14 protein-coding genes are annotated in these 15,039 nt (G+C 72.8%); 10 read left to right on the forward strand and 4 right to left on the reverse strand.

Annotated features, from left to right (window positions below; genetic code table 11):
- Positions 1–33: 33 nt before the first annotated feature.
- Positions 34–429: a CPCC family cysteine-rich protein gene (locus FHX31_RS00785; RefSeq protein WP_083395376.1), complete on the forward strand. Its 396-nt coding sequence runs from the start codon at positions 34–36 to the stop codon at positions 427–429.
- A 144-nt stretch (positions 430–573) separates the two neighbouring features.
- Here the strand turns inward: FHX31_RS00785 and FHX31_RS00790 are convergent, their stop codons facing one another.
- Complete coding sequence (locus tag FHX31_RS00790) at positions 574–1,191, reverse strand: hypothetical protein (protein WP_402883487.1); 618 nt, start codon at positions 1,189–1,191, stop codon at positions 574–576.
- A 160-nt stretch (positions 1,192–1,351) separates the two neighbouring features.
- On the opposite strand from FHX31_RS00790, the gene FHX31_RS00795 reads away from it, so the two are divergent.
- Complete coding sequence (locus FHX31_RS00795; RefSeq protein ID WP_356997722.1) at positions 1,352–1,546, forward strand: hypothetical protein; 195 nt, start codon at positions 1,352–1,354, stop codon at positions 1,544–1,546.
- Between the two features lie 4 nt (positions 1,547–1,550).
- Here the strand turns inward: FHX31_RS00795 and FHX31_RS00800 are convergent, their stop codons facing one another.
- Together FHX31_RS00800 and FHX31_RS00805 are read right to left on the reverse strand one after the other, a co-directional pair.
- Entirely contained in the window at positions 1,551–2,102 is a 552-nt protein-coding gene (locus FHX31_RS00800; RefSeq protein WP_184974584.1) for a YciI family protein, read from the reverse strand.
- A 108-nt stretch (positions 2,103–2,210) separates the two neighbouring features.
- Positions 2,211–2,522 carry a winged helix-turn-helix transcriptional regulator gene (locus tag FHX31_RS00805; protein WP_387029970.1) on the reverse strand — a complete coding sequence of 104 codons (312 nt, stop codon included), beginning with the start codon at positions 2,520–2,522 and terminating at the stop codon, positions 2,211–2,213.
- Between the two features lie 68 nt (positions 2,523–2,590).
- Between FHX31_RS00805 and FHX31_RS00810 the strand changes: the two genes are divergently transcribed.
- A complete protein-coding gene (locus FHX31_RS00810) occupies positions 2,591–3,475 on the forward strand; it encodes an NAD(P)-dependent oxidoreductase (RefSeq protein WP_145753889.1) in 885 nt (294 codons plus the stop codon).
- An 82-nt stretch (positions 3,476–3,557) separates the two neighbouring features.
- Here FHX31_RS00810 and FHX31_RS00815 read toward each other — a convergent pair whose 3' ends face one another.
- The gene (locus FHX31_RS00815; protein ID WP_184974589.1) at positions 3,558–5,936 is read right to left on the reverse strand and encodes a M28 family peptidase; all 2,379 of its coding nucleotides are present in this window, start codon (positions 5,934–5,936) and stop codon (positions 3,558–3,560) included.
- 293 nt (positions 5,937–6,229) lie between these two features.
- Here FHX31_RS00815 and FHX31_RS00820 point away from each other — a divergent pair, with 293 nt between their 5' ends.
- The 7 genes from FHX31_RS00820 (at position 6,230) to FHX31_RS00850 (ending at position 15,026) form a co-directional block, all read left to right on the forward strand.
- Positions 6,230–7,441, forward strand: a complete 1,212-nt coding sequence (locus tag FHX31_RS00820) for a PP2C family protein-serine/threonine phosphatase (RefSeq protein ID WP_013288718.1) — start codon at positions 6,230–6,232, stop codon at positions 7,439–7,441.
- 70 nt (positions 7,442–7,511) lie between these two features.
- The gene (locus FHX31_RS00825; protein WP_184977727.1) at positions 7,512–9,269 is read left to right on the forward strand and encodes a sensor histidine kinase; all 1,758 of its coding nucleotides are present in this window, start codon (positions 7,512–7,514) and stop codon (positions 9,267–9,269) included.
- Entirely contained in the window at positions 9,266–9,718 is a 453-nt protein-coding gene (locus FHX31_RS00830) for a response regulator (RefSeq protein ID WP_013288716.1), read from the forward strand. The genes FHX31_RS00825 and FHX31_RS00830 overlap by 4 nt, the downstream gene beginning before the upstream one ends.
- Positions 9,711–10,520 (forward strand): inositol monophosphatase family protein, encoded by an 810-nt coding sequence (locus tag FHX31_RS00835; RefSeq protein ID WP_013475179.1) that lies wholly within the window; start codon positions 9,711–9,713, stop codon positions 10,518–10,520. The genes FHX31_RS00830 and FHX31_RS00835 overlap by 8 nt, the downstream gene beginning before the upstream one ends.
- Positions 10,521–10,704: 184 nt before the next feature.
- Positions 10,705–11,742, forward strand: coding sequence for a VldE C-terminal domain-containing protein (locus FHX31_RS00840; RefSeq protein ID WP_013288714.1), 1,038 nt, complete (start codon positions 10,705–10,707; stop codon positions 11,740–11,742).
- 36 nt (positions 11,743–11,778) lie between these two features.
- Positions 11,779–13,335, forward strand: a complete 1,557-nt coding sequence (locus FHX31_RS00845) for a fused MFS/spermidine synthase (RefSeq protein WP_091330749.1) — start codon at positions 11,779–11,781, stop codon at positions 13,333–13,335.
- A 71-nt stretch (positions 13,336–13,406) separates the two neighbouring features.
- Complete coding sequence (locus FHX31_RS00850; RefSeq protein ID WP_123110770.1) at positions 13,407–15,026, forward strand: serine/threonine-protein kinase; 1,620 nt, start codon at positions 13,407–13,409, stop codon at positions 15,024–15,026.
- Positions 15,027–15,039: the final 13 nt, after the last annotated feature.

A 15,039-nucleotide genomic window follows, 5' to 3' on the forward strand; every position in this document is an offset into this window, starting at 1 on the left:
CTTCAACCCGATCGACAATGTGAGGTGCAGAGGATGGACGAGCATGCCGGCAAGCAGGAGGGGCCGTCCGCAGAAGAACTCGCGAGCCGCACCAGGTGGTTTGAGCAGTACGTCGAGGCGTTGAACCAGCGATCTGTAGTGGCTGAAGCGGGTGGCGAACCCTACGCGTGTCCCTGCTGCCGGCACCCGACGCTCGAAGGGCGAGGTCAGTTCGAGATCTGCTTCGCCTGCGGTTGGGAGGACGACGGGCAGGACGACGAGGACGCTGACACGGTGCGGGGTGGCCCCAACGGTTCGCTCAGTCTGACGGATGCACGTCGTGCCTACGCCGAACGGCCGGTCAGTCTGTCGGATGCGCGGCGTGCCTATGCCGAGCGACGAGCCCGTTGGGAGCGCAGACGCCGTCGATCAACGCCCGGGACGGCTTGACGTGCTCGGACGGCACAGCCGGTCACTTCCGCGCTCTCGCCGAGAGTCACCCAGGTCCTGATACCGATTTGTCATGTGGATCCCGAGACCGGACAACGCTCAGGCGCTCTGGGGTGGTGGCGCCATCGCGTCTGCTCACCTCGGTCAGGCCGCGGTGAGCACCGTTATGGGGAGGCCGAAGGTGGTTGTTCCGGGACCGTGCCCGATGCCGATCAGGACCCGGTTGCCGAGCGGAGCGGCCAGGCGCACCACCACCTCGCGCTCCTCGGCGTAGGCCAGCCGATAGCCGTCTCCGTCGCGGGCGACCTCCACCGGTTCGACGAGCACCGCCGTGTCCGTCTCGAACACCACGGCGTCTGGGTAGTCGGCATATTGCGCGGGCGTTCCGATGAACCGGAACGTCAGAGTGCGCCCATCGTGCGCGAGCACGGCCTCCTCGTGATGAGCGGCTCCTACGCCGGGTGGCCGCCACGTCATCCGACGTTCGAAGTCCGGGTCCAGAGCGATGAACGGCCATCGCCGGTCGTCGGGGTGCATCATCCACGCCGGGAGTTCGCGAGTGCCTCGGTCGGTGGCGAACGGTCCGTTCGCCCGGATGATGTTCGCCAGCGGTCTCTGCGCCCCGCTCTGCACGTCACGGCAGTAGTCGACGGCGGCCGGCGCGATCTCCGGCGGCAACTCGGACTCCGGGACGCCGGGGGCGTCGAACAACGACCGCCACTGCGTGTCCACCATGAGTCGGTCGAGCGCCGTGACGCCCATCGCTGTCAGCACGATCGGGCGCGGCTCGCGGTGAACGGGGAAACCGTCCCACATCGCCAGCGCCTGCCGTACACGCTCCGGATCGCTTGGCACGTCGCCAGCCTAGCCACGTGGATACTTGGCGGCGTGTCCCAGTCGGCGAATCGCCCCCGCCGGCGAGTTGCTGCGCCTTCAGTTCACCGAGCCGTACGCCGCCTACGACATGGGGGAATTCGGTGAGACGCGCGTCGGACCGGCGCAGCGTCCTGATCTGCTGGCGCTGCTGCCGGGGCATCGGCTGCTGAACGCCGCGCCCATCCACGGCGGCACGACGCAGCCCGCAGGTCTCCTGCTGCGGTTGGCAGACCACGAGTAGCCGGTTACGCCGGGCGGCCACCGAACACCCAGTGGTGCACCTCCACCTCGGCGTATCGGTCGGCGTCCAGCGCCGCGCGCGCCTCGTCCGGCCCGGTCGCCCGCACCAGCGCCGCCGTACCGAGCCACCTCGCGCCGTCGTCGGACAGCAGCGGCCCGTACGCGATCAGCTCGTCCTGCCGCTGCGGCAGCACCGGACCTGCACTCTGCTCCGGACCGAGGCCGAGCACCAGGTAGCGGTTGCCGCCGGTCCGGCCGCCGGGGAACTCCCACATGGTGCGGCCCAGCATGTTGCGCCACCGGCGCAGCATCACGTCCCGGTACGCGCCGGCCTGGTAGTTGGGCTCGTCGAAGGCGAACGTCCGGGCGGCGGCGGCGGGGCCGGGCAGGGCCAGGATGTGCACGCTGCCGGTCGGTGAACCGTCGTCGGCGAGGGTCGGGCCGCGAGCGATCATCTGCTCCGCGTACCCGTCCATGTAGGACCAGTGCTCCTCGATCAGCGCCTGGCGCAGAGTTGCCGAGTCGAGCCGATCGCGGTGGTAGCAGAAGAATTCCATGACCCGAGTCTCGCGGTCGATCGACAGGCGTAGCCACTTTTTTGTGGGTACTTGTCGGCGTGCCCGACCGCGACGAACCTGGTTGTGGGCGGAGGCGGAAAAGGGTGGTCAGGAGGCGGTGCGGGCTTCGGCGAGTTTGTCCAGGCGGCGGTGGCCCCAGTCGGAGAGGGGAGCCAGCGCCTCGGCGAGGTCGCGGCCGAACGGGGTCAGCGAGTACTCGGTCTTCAACGGCAGCACCTCGTACGCCTCCCGGTGCACCAGTCCGTCGCCCTCCATCTCCCGTAACGCCTGAGTCAGCACCTTCTCGGTGAGGCCCGGAAGCTGCCGGCGCAGCTCTCCGGGGCGGCGCGGGCCGGATTCCAGCAGCCAGAGCAGGGCTGTCTTCCACTTGCCGTCGATCACGGCGATCGCGGCCGTCACTCCACAGACGTTCAGATCCTGGGCCCGGCTGCGCGTCATCTGCGTCCCGTTCGACAAGAGGAGTCTGCGTGAACATCAATCCCGACAAGTCTGTCACGGTGCTCGGTCTGGGACCGATGGGTCGTGCGCTGGCCGGCGCCTTCCTGAGCGCCGGAGTGCCGACGACGGTCTGGAATCGCACGCCCGGCAAGGATCGTGAGCTGGTCGAGCGGGGCGCGACGAGCGCCCGGACCGCTGAGGAGGCGGTCGCCGCGAGCGAGCTGACTGTGGTCTGCGTGGTGAACTACGACGCGTCGGACGCCATCCTGCGACGCGAGGCGGTGGCCGCCGCACTCACGGGCCGAACGGTCGTCAGCCTGACGGCCGACACCCCGGACCGGGCCCGGGACACCGCGCGGTGGGCGGCCGGACACGCCATCCGGTACCTGGACGGCGCGATCATGACGCCGACCACCACCATCGGCACCCCGGACGCGGTGCTCATCTACAGCGGTCCGGCCGGCCTCTACCAGGAGCACCAGCCGGTGCTCGACGCGCTGGGCGGCACCCACACGCACCTCGGCGAGGAGATCGGGCGCGCGGCGGCGTACGACATCGCGCTGCTCGACATCTTCTGGACCGCGATGGCGGGTTATGCGCACGCGCTGGCGGTGGCCAAGGCGGAGGGCGTGACGGCGCGGGAACTCGTGCCGTTCGCCGCCGGCATCGCCGCGATCCTGCCGCCGATCTTCGAGGAGGGTGCGGCGGAGATGGACACGGGGATCTTCCCCGGCGACGGCAACCCGATCACCTCCGCCGTGTCCTCCATGGCCCACATCGTCCACACGTCCGAGGCGCACGGCATCGACGCCGGGGTGATGCGCGCGGCCGAGGGCATGGCCCGCCGGGCCGTCGGGCTGGGCCACGGCGCGGACGGTTTCCTGCGGGTCGCCGAGGTGCTGGGGCGGCGCTGACCCACAACCAGTACGCCGAGGTGGCGGTATCCCGGCGCGCGGATACCGCCACTCCGGCGAGGTGGTGTCGATCAAACGGTGGTCAGAGCGGGTACGTGCGCGCCACCGCCAGCATCTCCGAGCTGTGCGAGCCGACCACCCCCACGCCCGCCGGCCGCTCCCGGAACCCGGGCACCCCGGACAGTCCGTCACTGGCGTCCATGGCCCGCACCGACACCGCACCGCCGCGCGGCACGAGCGTCAGCGTCACCTCGACGCCCTCCGGCGGCGGGGCGTGGAACACGACCCCGAATCCCCACTTCCCGTCGCCCGGCTCGACCGGCACGTTCCGCCCGGCCACGGTGGCGGACCGCACCGTCGCGGTGCTGGTGTCGACGTGCATCGTGAGCAGGCGTACCTGCCGCTGCGGCACCACCCGTACCCGCAGCACACGCTGGCCGCCGTTGCGGGTGTCGGAGAGCGTCTCCACCTTCGGCGCGGGCAGCGGCGCGGCGGTGGCCGGTCCGGCGCGCATCTCGCCGTTGCCCAGCCCGGGGAACTCGTCGGCCACCGCGATGCTCCGGTCGACGTAGCCGTCGGTCCAGGGCTGCGGCTTCTCCTCGCGAGTCAGCCAGGCCGCCTTCCCGGTGCCCGCATCCAGCGCGTACATCAGATGGGTCGGCACGGGATGCGCGGCGTCGAAGCGGTCCACCGCGAGGCCGACCCCGGCGAGCACCACCGCCGCCAGCGCGGCCGCCGCGGCGGGCAGCGCGCCGAGCCGGCGTGCGCGCAGCGCGAGCAGGCCGCGCTGGCCGCCGGCCCGGGGGTGCAGCAGGTCCACCACCGGGAGTACGGCGAGGCCGAGCAGCACCGCGACGAGCGCGGCTACCGCGCCCATGCCCATGCCGAGCGCCGGGAACAGCAGCACCACCGGAGGCAGCAGGATCACCACCGCCACCGCGGCGGCGAGCGTCACCGCGACCACCGGCCACGGTCCGTCGCGGCGGGTGGCGAGCGCGGCGAAACCGGCGAGCGCGCCGGCCAGCGCCGGCAGTGTCGTCAGGTACGCCCCGCCGGGCACCGCCACGGCGAGCAGCACACCGAAAACGGCCAGCCAGGCCAGCCCGCCGAACGCCAGCGCGGCCGGGCCGACCCGGCGGCGCAGCAGCGCGTACCAGCAGAACAGCACCGCGGCGGCGAGCGCCACGACGGCGAGCCGGTACCAGACCGGGCGGTACGGGTCGAGCAGCTCGGCGTACCCGGGGCGGATCGTGGTGATCGCGGCCCAGAGCAGCCACGCGCCGAGCGGGGCCACGACGACCGGCACCAGGGTCAGGCCGAAGCCGGCGGCGAGCGTGCCGGCGGTGGCCCGGCCCCGGCGGCGCAGGAACCAGCCGAGCGCGCCGACAGCGAGCAGCGTGGCCACTGCGAGCGGCAGGGTCAGCCAGCCGGGGTAGCGGACGAGCCCGCCGAGCACGGGGAAGTAGGTGTCGTCGTGGCCGGCGCGCAGGTCGCCCAGGTCGGTACGGCCGAACTCGCGGGCCAGGCCGAGCGCGTTGTCACCGTGCATCTGGAGGCTGCCCCGGTCCATCCGGGCCGGCCCGTCCAGCGGGGTGTGGTAGATCGCGCCGCCGTCGATGTACGCGGAGTTGAGCCCGACGAACTCGCGGTCGAGGAACGCGGTGAAGTCGGTGTCGTTCGGCAGCGCCCGGTAGATCTCCACCGCGAACGAGGTGCCCACCGGGTGCGGTGCGGCCTTGCCGAAGATCTCGACCAGCTTCGCGTTGTTCCGGGACGTCTCGAACATGATCACCGGACCGGTGGAGCCGCGCGCCTCCAGGTTGAGCACCACCCCGCCGTCACGGGCGAGCGGGTGGTCGCCGGCGAACCCCGCGGCCCCGCACAGGCACGCCTCCTCCGCGTCGGTCAGCACGAAGACGATGTCGTTGCGGGGGCGCGGGCCGGTGGTCAGCGCCCGGGCCACCTCCAGGATCGCGGCAGTGCCGGCGGCGTCGTCGTTGCCGCCCGGCCCGGTCTGCACCGAGTCGTAGTGCGAGACCAGGAACACCTTCCCGGTCGGGTCGGTGCCGGGGAGCCGGGCCACCACGTTGCGGACCCGGGCCAGCGTCGCCCCGCCCGCCGCGCCGGACAGCTGCCCGGCCTCGGGCGCGACCGCGTCCTGCACCTCGGTCTGAAGGCCCAGCCCGCGCAGCGTCGCCACCAGGTGTTCGCGTACCCGGTCGTTGGCGGCGCTGCCGGCCACGTGCGGCTCGGCAGCGATCACCTCGACGTTCCGGAACGCCCGGGCGGCGCTGAACTCGCCCTCGGGCGCGTCCGCCGGGCGCGGTGCCGGGGTGGAGAGGCCGACCAGGACGCCCGCCCCGACGGCGAGCAGCGCGGCGAGCGCGGCCAGGGCGGCGATCGGCCGGCGGCGGGGCCTGGTGAACGCGCGGTCGGCGGGGCGGGTGGGGGGTGCGCCCACGGGGACTCCTCGGGGTGGATCTACGGGGTGGGGATCATCCTGCACCCCCGGGGCCTGCGGCGGCAGTCCCCGGTCGGTGCGCTGCCGGTGTGACACCGCTTGCGGCGTAACATCGTGGGTCGACCGTGCCGCTGTCCGGATGGACGTGTCACACGCTCCGCCGCACCGGCAGCGGTCGCGCGGTGTGCGACTGTTGTCTGAGTCAGGATCAGCAGGGCATTCGGAAGGAGCCCGACATCACCAGCGAACTCCCGCGACTCGCGGCGGTTACCCGACCGCAGCGGGGTTCCGGCATGTCGGGTGCCGTCCGCGTGCCGTCGGCCGGGGCGGGGCTGCACGGCGGCGTACCGCCGGGCGAGCGGCTGCGGGTGCTGCTGGTCGAGGACGACGAGGGCGACGCCTTCCTGGTCGGTGAGCTGCTCGCCGAGACCAACTCGATGATCGACCTGCTGGTCGCCACCAGCCTCAGCGAGGCCCGGCAGCGGGTGATGGGCGTGGACTGCGTCCTGCTCGACCTGGGTCTGCCGGACGCGCAGGGCCTGGACGGGCTGCGCCGGGTGCTGGAGATGGCCAGCGGCGCCGCGGTCTGCGTGCTGACCGGCCGCTCGGACGAACACCTGGGCATCGTCGCGGTCGCCGAGGGGGCGCAGGACTACCTGGTCAAGGGCCAGGTCGACGGTGTCCTGCTGACCCGGGCGCTGCGGTACGCGGTCGAGCGCAAGCGGGCCGACGAGAACGCCCGCCGGCTGCGCGAGGTGGAGCTGCGCCAGGCCGAGTCCGCCCGCCTGGAGCGCGGCCTGCTGCCGCAGCCGCTGATGACCACCGACGAGGTGTCGGTGCACACCTTCTACCGGCCCGGCCGGCACGCCGCGCTGATCGGCGGCGACTTCTACGACGTGGTGCAGACCCAGCCGGACCGGATCGACCTGATCGTCGGCGACGTCTGCGGGCACGGCGTGGACGAGGCGGCGCTCGGCGTCGAACTGCGCGTCGCCTGGCGGGCCCTGGTGCTGGCCGGGGTGCCGGACGACGAGGTGCTGCCCGCGCTGGAGCAGGTGCTGATGAGCGAGCGCCGCCTCCAGGAGATCTTCGCGACGGTGGCCACCACACGGCTCGACCTGGCGTCGGCGCGGGCCACCGTACGCCTCGCCGGTCACCCGCCGCCGCTGCTGCTCAGCGGCGGCAAGGTCGCGCCGGTGCCGGCCAAGGGCGGGCTGCTGCTAGGCGTACGCCCGCGCCGCCCGGTCGCCTTCGACCTGGAGTTCGACACCGACGACTGGTCCCTGCTGATGTACACCGACGGCCTGATCGAGGGCCGGGTGGACGGCGGTGACGAACGGCTCGACGTGCCGGGCCTGACCGGGCTGCTCGCCGACCCGGCGAACCGGGCGGTGCCGCTGGCCGAGCTGCCCGCCTGGCTGGTCGGGCGCGCCGAGCAGATAAACGGCGGCCCGCTCGCCGACGACGTGGCGATGTTGCTGGTCACGCGGGGCAGCGGCCGGTGAGCGCCGAGCCGGCTCCGCGGTCGCGAACGAAGATGACGCAGTGAGCGCGAAGGGCGACGGGGAGGAACCTGTGAAGGCGTACCAGCAGGGGTGGACCCTGCGGCGGCGGGTGGTCGCGCTCCTCGGCGTGGTGCTGGTGCTGCTGCTCGGTCTGGCCGCCGCGGAGGCGGCGGTCGCCGCGAAGAACCGCGAGAACATCGACGCGGTGCTGCTCAAGACCGGCCCGCTGCGCGTCCAGGCGCAGGAGCTGATGAGCGTGCTGCTCGACCAGGAGACGTCGGTGCGCGGGTACGCGGTGAACGGCGACCGCAGCGACCTGGAGCCCTACCAGGAGGGCGTGAAGCGCGAGCAGAGCCTGGTCACCTCGATCCGGGACCTCTCCGCCGACTACCCGGACGTGCGGCGGTCGCTGGACGTGGTCGAGCAGCAGACCGCACAGTGGCGGGCCCAGGTGGCCGAGCCGGTCATCACCACTGTCGAGCGGGACGGCGCGGAGGCCGGCCAGGCGCTGATCACGGACGCGACCCGGCAGCAGTTCGACGGCATCAGGGCGTCGGTGAACACGCTCCAGGACGAGATCCTCACCGTCCGGGAGGAGACCGCCGACCGGGTCAACTCGACCAGCAACACGCTCGTCGTGCTGCTGATCATCGCCGCGCTCGTGGTGACGGCGGCCGGTGTGGTCATGCTGCTCTCGCTGGACCGGATCCTGATCCGCCCGCTGGCCGCCCTGGTCAGTCAGGTGCGCGAGGTGGCCGACGGCGACTACCGGCACCACATCGAGGGCTCCGGCCCGCCGGAGTTCCGGCGCCTCGCCGAGGACATCGACCAGATGCGGATGAAGATCGCCCGGGATCTGGACGAGGTACGCGAGGCGCGGGAGCGCATCGAGTGGGTCAACAGCCAGCTGCAGAAGCAGGCCGAGGAGCTGACCCGGTCCAACCGTGACCTGGAGCAGTTCGCGTACGTCGCCTCGCACGACCTCCAGGAGCCGCTGCGCAAGGTGGCGAGCTTCTGCCAGCTCCTCCAGCGGCGGTACGCCGGGCAGCTCGACGAGCGGGCCGACCAGTACATCGCGTTCGCGGTGGACGGCGCGCAGCGCATGCAGCGGCTGATCAACGACCTCCTGGCGTTCTCCCGGATCGGCCGGTTGACCACCGGTTTCACCGAGGTCGACCTGAACAAGGTGATGGGCGACGTGGCGGGGCAGACCGAGGCGGCGTTGCAGTACGCCGACGCGGAGCTGACCTGGGGCGAGATGCCGACCATCCGCGGCGAGGAGCCGCTGCTGACCAACCTGCTGGTCAACCTGGTCAGCAACTCGGTGAAGTTCCGCCGGCCCGACGTGCCGGCGAAGGTGCACGTGTCGGCGCGGCTGGTGGACGGCGAGTGGGAGATCAGCTGCCGGGACAACGGCATCGGGATCGAACCGGAGTTCGCCGACAAGATCTTCGTGATCTTCCAGCGGCTGCACTCGAAGGACGCGTACCCGGGCACCGGCATCGGACTGGCCATCGTCAAGAAGATCGTGGAGTATCACGGCGGCCGGGTCTGGGTGGACACCGACGCCGACGAGGGCACCACCATCCGGTTCACGCTGCCCGCGCTGGAGGCCGACATCGAGGCCGCCAAGGCGGCGGAGGCGGCAGCGGACGGGGACGCCGCGGACGGGGACGCCGCGGAGCCGGCCGGAACGCCGGCCGCCGAGGGCGCCGAGACCGACCCGGCGGGCGCCGGGCGGCAGCCGGACGGCGAGGCACGCGAAGAGCCGCCCGCGCAGGCGGACCGACACGGTACAAACGGTGGCATGAAGGAGACGGTGGGATGACCGCGCCCGCGGACGGCAAGAGCCCGATCGAGGTCCTGCTCGTCGAGGACGACCCCGGTGACGTGCTGATGACCCAGGAGGCGTTCGAGGAGCACAAGCTCCGCAACCGCCTCACCGTCGTCTCCGACGGCGCCGAGGCGCTCGCCTACCTGCGCCGCGAGGGCCGGTACGCGGACGCGGTGACGCCCGACCTGATCCTGCTCGACCTGAACCTGCCCCGGCGCGACGGCCGGGAGGTGCTCAAGGAGATCAAGAAGGACGCGCAGCTCTGCCGCATCCCGGTCGTGGTGCTCACCACCTCGCAGGCCGACGAGGACATCCTGCGCAGCTACCAGCTGCACGCCAACGCCTACGTGACCAAGCCGGTGGACTTCGAGCGCTTCATCTCGGTGGTCCGCCAGATCGACGAGTTCTTCGTCAGCGTGGTCAAGCTGCCGCCGCGTGGCTGACCCGCTGCTGGACGACGTCGGCGCGCTGCTGCGGGAGGCGGCGGCCAAGGTCGTCGTGCCGTTGTTCCGCCGGCTCGACGCGTCCGACATCTCCGAGAAGGCACCGGGCGAGGTGGTCACGGTCGCCGACCGCGAGGCCGAGGCGCTGATCTCCGAAGGACTGCGGCGGCTGCGTCCCGGCTCGGTGGTGGTCGGCGAGGAGGCCGTCGCCGACGATCCCGACCTGCTGCGGCACCTGCGCGGCAGCGGCGACGTCTGGCTCGTCGACCCGGTCGACGGCACCTCCAACTTCGCCGCCGGCCGCCGGCCGTTCGCACTGATGGCGGCGCTGCTCACCGACGGCGTACCGGTGGCGTCCTGGGTGTACGACCCGCTCGACGGCACGATGGCGGCGGGCCGGCTCGGCGCCGGCGCCGCGCTGGACGGGGCGTCGCTGAGTGCGCCGCGGGCCGAGCCGAGGGTGGGCGCGCTGCGCGGCACCGCGGCGACGAAGTTCCTGCCCCCGGATTTCCGCCGCCGGGTGGAGGAGGGCGGCCGCCGCATCGGTGAGCTGCTGCCCGGCCAGCACTGCGCCGGCCGGGAATACCTGGACGTGCTCACCGGCGAGCAGCAGTTCGTGCTGTTCTGGCGCACCCTGCCGTGGGACCACACGCCCGGCACGTTGCTGGTGCGCGAGGCCGGTGGCGTGGCCCGCCGGTTCGACGGTGCCGACTACCACCCGGCCGACGAGGGCCGGGGACTGCTCGTGGCGGCGAGCCCGGAGATCTGGGACGAGGTGAGCGCCGCCCTGCTGGGCGGTTGAGCGGCGCTGCGCGACGGGCACGGCACGCTGCGTCGACGTCGGAGGCCGTACGCCGTCGCCGGCCTGGCGTGTCGCGCGTGGTCCGGTATCGTGACCGGCGGTCTCCGCCAGCAGGCCGCCGTCCGGCGCCGGCGGAGACGCCGCTCGGTGTACGGGGGCCGGCGGTCGACGGAAGGACCAACACGTGCCCAGGACCAGCCCTACCGGCCGGCGCGTCCGGCGGTCGCTGCTCGCCGCGTTCGCCGCGGTGGCCGTGCTGCTCGGCTCCGGCGTGGCCGCCGGCCCGGCCGCTGCCGTACCCAGCCCGAACGCCCCGAACGAGGGCGGCAGCAAGCAGTTGCGGGCGGCGTTGGAGGCGGCGGCGAAGGGCCACATCGAGGCCCAGAACAAGCTGGAGAACTCCAAGCGCCGGCAGAAGGCGCTCGCCGCCCAGCTCACCGACATCGAGGGACGCCTCGTCGGGCTCAGCGCGCAGGCCGGTGAGGTCGCCGCGCAGTCGTACCGGATGGGCCGGCTGACCGCGACGTCGATGCTGCTGGCCAGCGCCGACCCGAACGACTTCCTCAAGCGCGCGGCCGAGCTGGACGTGATGGCCCAGCGCGACAGCAAGCGGCTGCGGGAACTGGCCGACGCGAAGGCGCAGGCGGCCGAGGCGAAGCTCGCCATCGACGCCGAGGTGCGCGAGCAGGCCAAGCAGGTCGCGGTGCAGGCCCGCAAGAAGAAGGACGCCGAGGTGGCGCTGGCGAAGGTCAGCTCCGGCGCCGGGTCCGGGTTCAACGGCACCTCCTCGTCGGCGAAGCCCGCCCCGCGCAACTCGGACGGCTCGTGGCCGTCGGAGTCCTGCTCGGTGGACGACCCGACGCCCGCGTCCGGCTGCATCACCCCGCGCACGCTGCACATGCTCCAGCAGGCCAAGTCGGCCGGTTACAAGCGCTACGCCTCGTGTCACCGCAGCGGTGGCGGCGGCGAGCACCCCAAGGGCCGGGCCTGCGACTTCTCCGCCGCCAGCGGCGGGTTCGAGGACAAGACCGCCACCGGTGGCGACAAGGCGTACGGCGACAGCCTCGCCGCCTGGGCGAAGAACAACGCCAATCGGCTCGGCATCATGTACGTCATCTGGTATCGGCAGATCTGGATGCCGAACACCGGCTGGCGGGCGTACAGCGGCGGCGGCAGCCCGGCGGCGGACCACACAAACCATGTTCACATCTCGATGTATTGACCCGGCCCGCCGCGAGCGCTGCGTAGCATCGCCACGGTGAGCAGCACATCGTCCGACGTCATCGCGGGACCGGCGGCCGACGCCCCGGTCCCGCCCCGGGCCCTGCCCAACGGGCTCGCCGCGTTCCTCGTCTTCCTCTCCAGCGGGGCCGTGCTGGTGCTGGAGACCGTGTCGTTGCGCCTGGTCGGCCCGTACGTCGGGGTGACCCTCCAGGTGACCAGCTCGGTGATCGGCATGGCGCTCGCCGCCATCGCGTACGGGGCGTGGTTCGGCGGCTGGCTCGCCGACCGGCGTGACCCGCGCACCCTGCTGGCTCCGGCGCTGGTGCTGGCCGGCATCGCCACCGCAATCACGCTGCCCATCGTCAGGTACGCCGGTGAGGCGCTGCGCGGCGGCGCGGCGAGCGCGGTGCTCCTGCTGACCGCGCTGACCGTCCTGCTGCCCGCCGCGCTGCTGGCCGGGATCACCCCGCTCGTGGTGAAGCTCCAGCTCGCCGACCTGCGCCGGACCGGGCAGGTGGTGGGCAAGCTGTCCGGCATCGGCACGCTCGGTGGCATCACCGCCACGCTCGGCACCGGCTTCGTGCTGGTGGCGGCGCTGTCCAGCACCGTCATCGTGCTGGGACTGGCCGCCGTGCTCGGCGTGACCGGGCTGGCGCTCGGCGTCTGGCTGCGACGGCAGGCCGGCCCGAGCGGACTGTCCGCGCCGGGCCGGGTCAAGGCCGCGCTGGCGTTGCTCGGGCTCGCCGCCGCCGGGCTCACCGCCGCGGCACCGAACCCGTGCGACGTGGAGACCGCGTACCACTGCGCCCGCGTCGAGGTGGACCCGTCCTGGCCGCAGGGACGCACGCTCTACCTCAACTCGGCCGAGCACTCGTACGTCGACCTGGGCGAGCCGACCCACCTCAAGTACGCGTACACGCAGTGGATCGGCCTGGTCGCGGACGTGGCGCGGCCGGCGAAGCAGCCGATGGACGCGCTGCACCTGGGCGGCGGCGGCTTCACGGTGCCGCACTACCTGGCCGCGACCCGGCCCGGCAGCGACAACCTGGTGTTCGAACTCGACGGCGGCCTGGTCGAGCTGGACCGGCGGGAGCTGGGCCTGAGTACCGGCCCGCAGATGCGCGCCGAGGTGGGTGACGCGCGGGTGCTGCTGCGCGGCGAGCCGGCCGACAGCCGCGACTTCATCGTCGGCGACGCGTTCGGCCACCTGGTGGTGCCGTGGCACCTGGCGACCCGGGAGATGGCCGCCGACATCCGCCGGGTGCTGCGCCCGGACGGGATCTACGTGCAGAACGTCATCGACTACCCGCCGGGCCGGTTCATCCGGGCCGAGCTGGCCACCGTGAAGGCCGAGTTCGCGCACGTCGCGCTGATCGCCCCGCCCGGCGCGATCGACGGGAGGCAGGGCGCCAACTTCGTGATCGTCGCCTCGGACGCGCCGCTGCCGCTCGCCGCGATCCCGCCCGGCCTCAAGCTGCTGCCCGAGCCGGCCGCGCTGATGGACGAGGCGGCGGTGACCGAGTGGGTGGGCGACGCGATGGTGCTCACCGACGACTACGCGCCGGTGGACCAACTGCTCGCGACCGCCTGAACGGGTGAACTTCCTGACCGATTCCGACAGCTGAGGTGTACCGGGGCCCACTTCGGGCAACAGGACCGACCATGGGTGGACCGGTCAGGAACGGCGTGCAACTGCTCGGCGAGCGATATCGGCTCGTCGAGCAGTTGGGTGCGGGCGGCATGTCGGTCGTCTGGCGCGGCTACGACGAGGTGCTGGGCCGGCAGGTGGCGGTCAAGGTGCTGGCCTCGCGGCTGGCCAGCGACAAGGCGTTCCGGCACCGGATCCGGGTGGAGGCGCAGGCCGCCGCGCGGCTGTGCCACCCCAACATCACCAACGTGTACGACTACGGCGAGTCCGTGCAGGTCGGCCTGACCGTGCCGTACGTGGTGATGGAGCTGGTCGACGGCGGTCCGCTCAGCGGGCGGCTCGGCCGCGACGGGCAGCTTCCCTGGCGGGAGGCCATGACCATCGGCGCGGAGGTCGCCTCGGCGCTGGCCGCCGCGCACGCCCGCGGTGTGGTGCACCGGGACGTGACCCCGGGCAACGTGATGCTGACCCCGACCGGCGTGAAGGTCGTCGACTTCGGCATCTCGGCGCTGGTGGGGGAGAGCGACAAGGGGCCGGACGGCGCGCTGCTCGGCACGCCCGCGTACCTGGCGCCGGAGCGGCTGGACAACGGCCACGTCTCGCCGGCCACCGACGTGTACGCGGTCGGGCTGCTGCTCTACCGGATGCTCACCGGCCGCCTGCCGTGGCAGGCCAGCACCACCACCGAGATGCTGCGCGCCCACATGTACCGCGACCCCGACCCGATGCCCGCGGTGCCGGGGCTGCCCGAGCCGGTCGCCTCGCTCGTGCAGCGGTGCCTGGCCAAGCGCCCCGAGGACCGCCCGGCGACCGCCGAGGTGGCCCGTACGCTCGCCGAGGCGGCGGGTATCGCGGCGATCGTGCCGGTGTCGCCGGCGTTCGGCCGGATGGACCCGGCGCTCGCCGAGAACGCCGGCACCACGATCCTGCCGTGGTCGGCGGAGACCGACGCGCTGCCGTTCTCGGTGGTGCGTACCCGTACCAGGCGGGCGGTGGCGCGGCGGCGCAAGGTGGAGGCCGGGGTCGCCGCGGTCGGCCTGGTCGCGGTGACCGCCACCCTGTGGGGGCTGACGTCGCGGAGCCCGGCCAGCGGCGGGGTGGAGCCGACCGAGGCGCGGATGAGCCTGCCCGAGACGATCCCGTGCGCTGTCGACTACTCGCTGCGCCGCGACACCGGCAAGGACTTCTCCGCCGAGCTGACGCTCACCAACACCAGCGACCGGGAACTGCGCGGCTGGACCATGAACTTCACGTTCCCCGGCAAGCAGACGGTCACCACGGCCCAGCCCACGGCACGTCAGGTGGGGCGTACCGTCTCGATCGCCGCACCGGCGACGGACCCGGCGCTGGCCCCCGGCGCGTCGACGAAGCTGACGCTGGCGGGCCGCTACACCGGGAGCAACACGCTGCCCGTGGAGTTCACCGTCGGCGGCAGCACCTGCGGCGTGCAGGTCTCCGGCATCGCCGGCTCGGCGCCGACCACCGCGCCGCCGGTCAAGACGCCGGTCAAGCCGGCCACCAAGACCACCGCCAAGAGCGGGCCGGCGAAGGCCAAGCCGGCACCGGCGAAACCGAAGCCCAAGGCCGCGCCGAAGCCCAAGGGCAAGGAGAACGGCAAGGGAAAAGCAAAGTAGACCGGCCGAAGGG

It is taken from the genome of Micromonospora sp. CNZ286 (assembly GCF_014207755.1).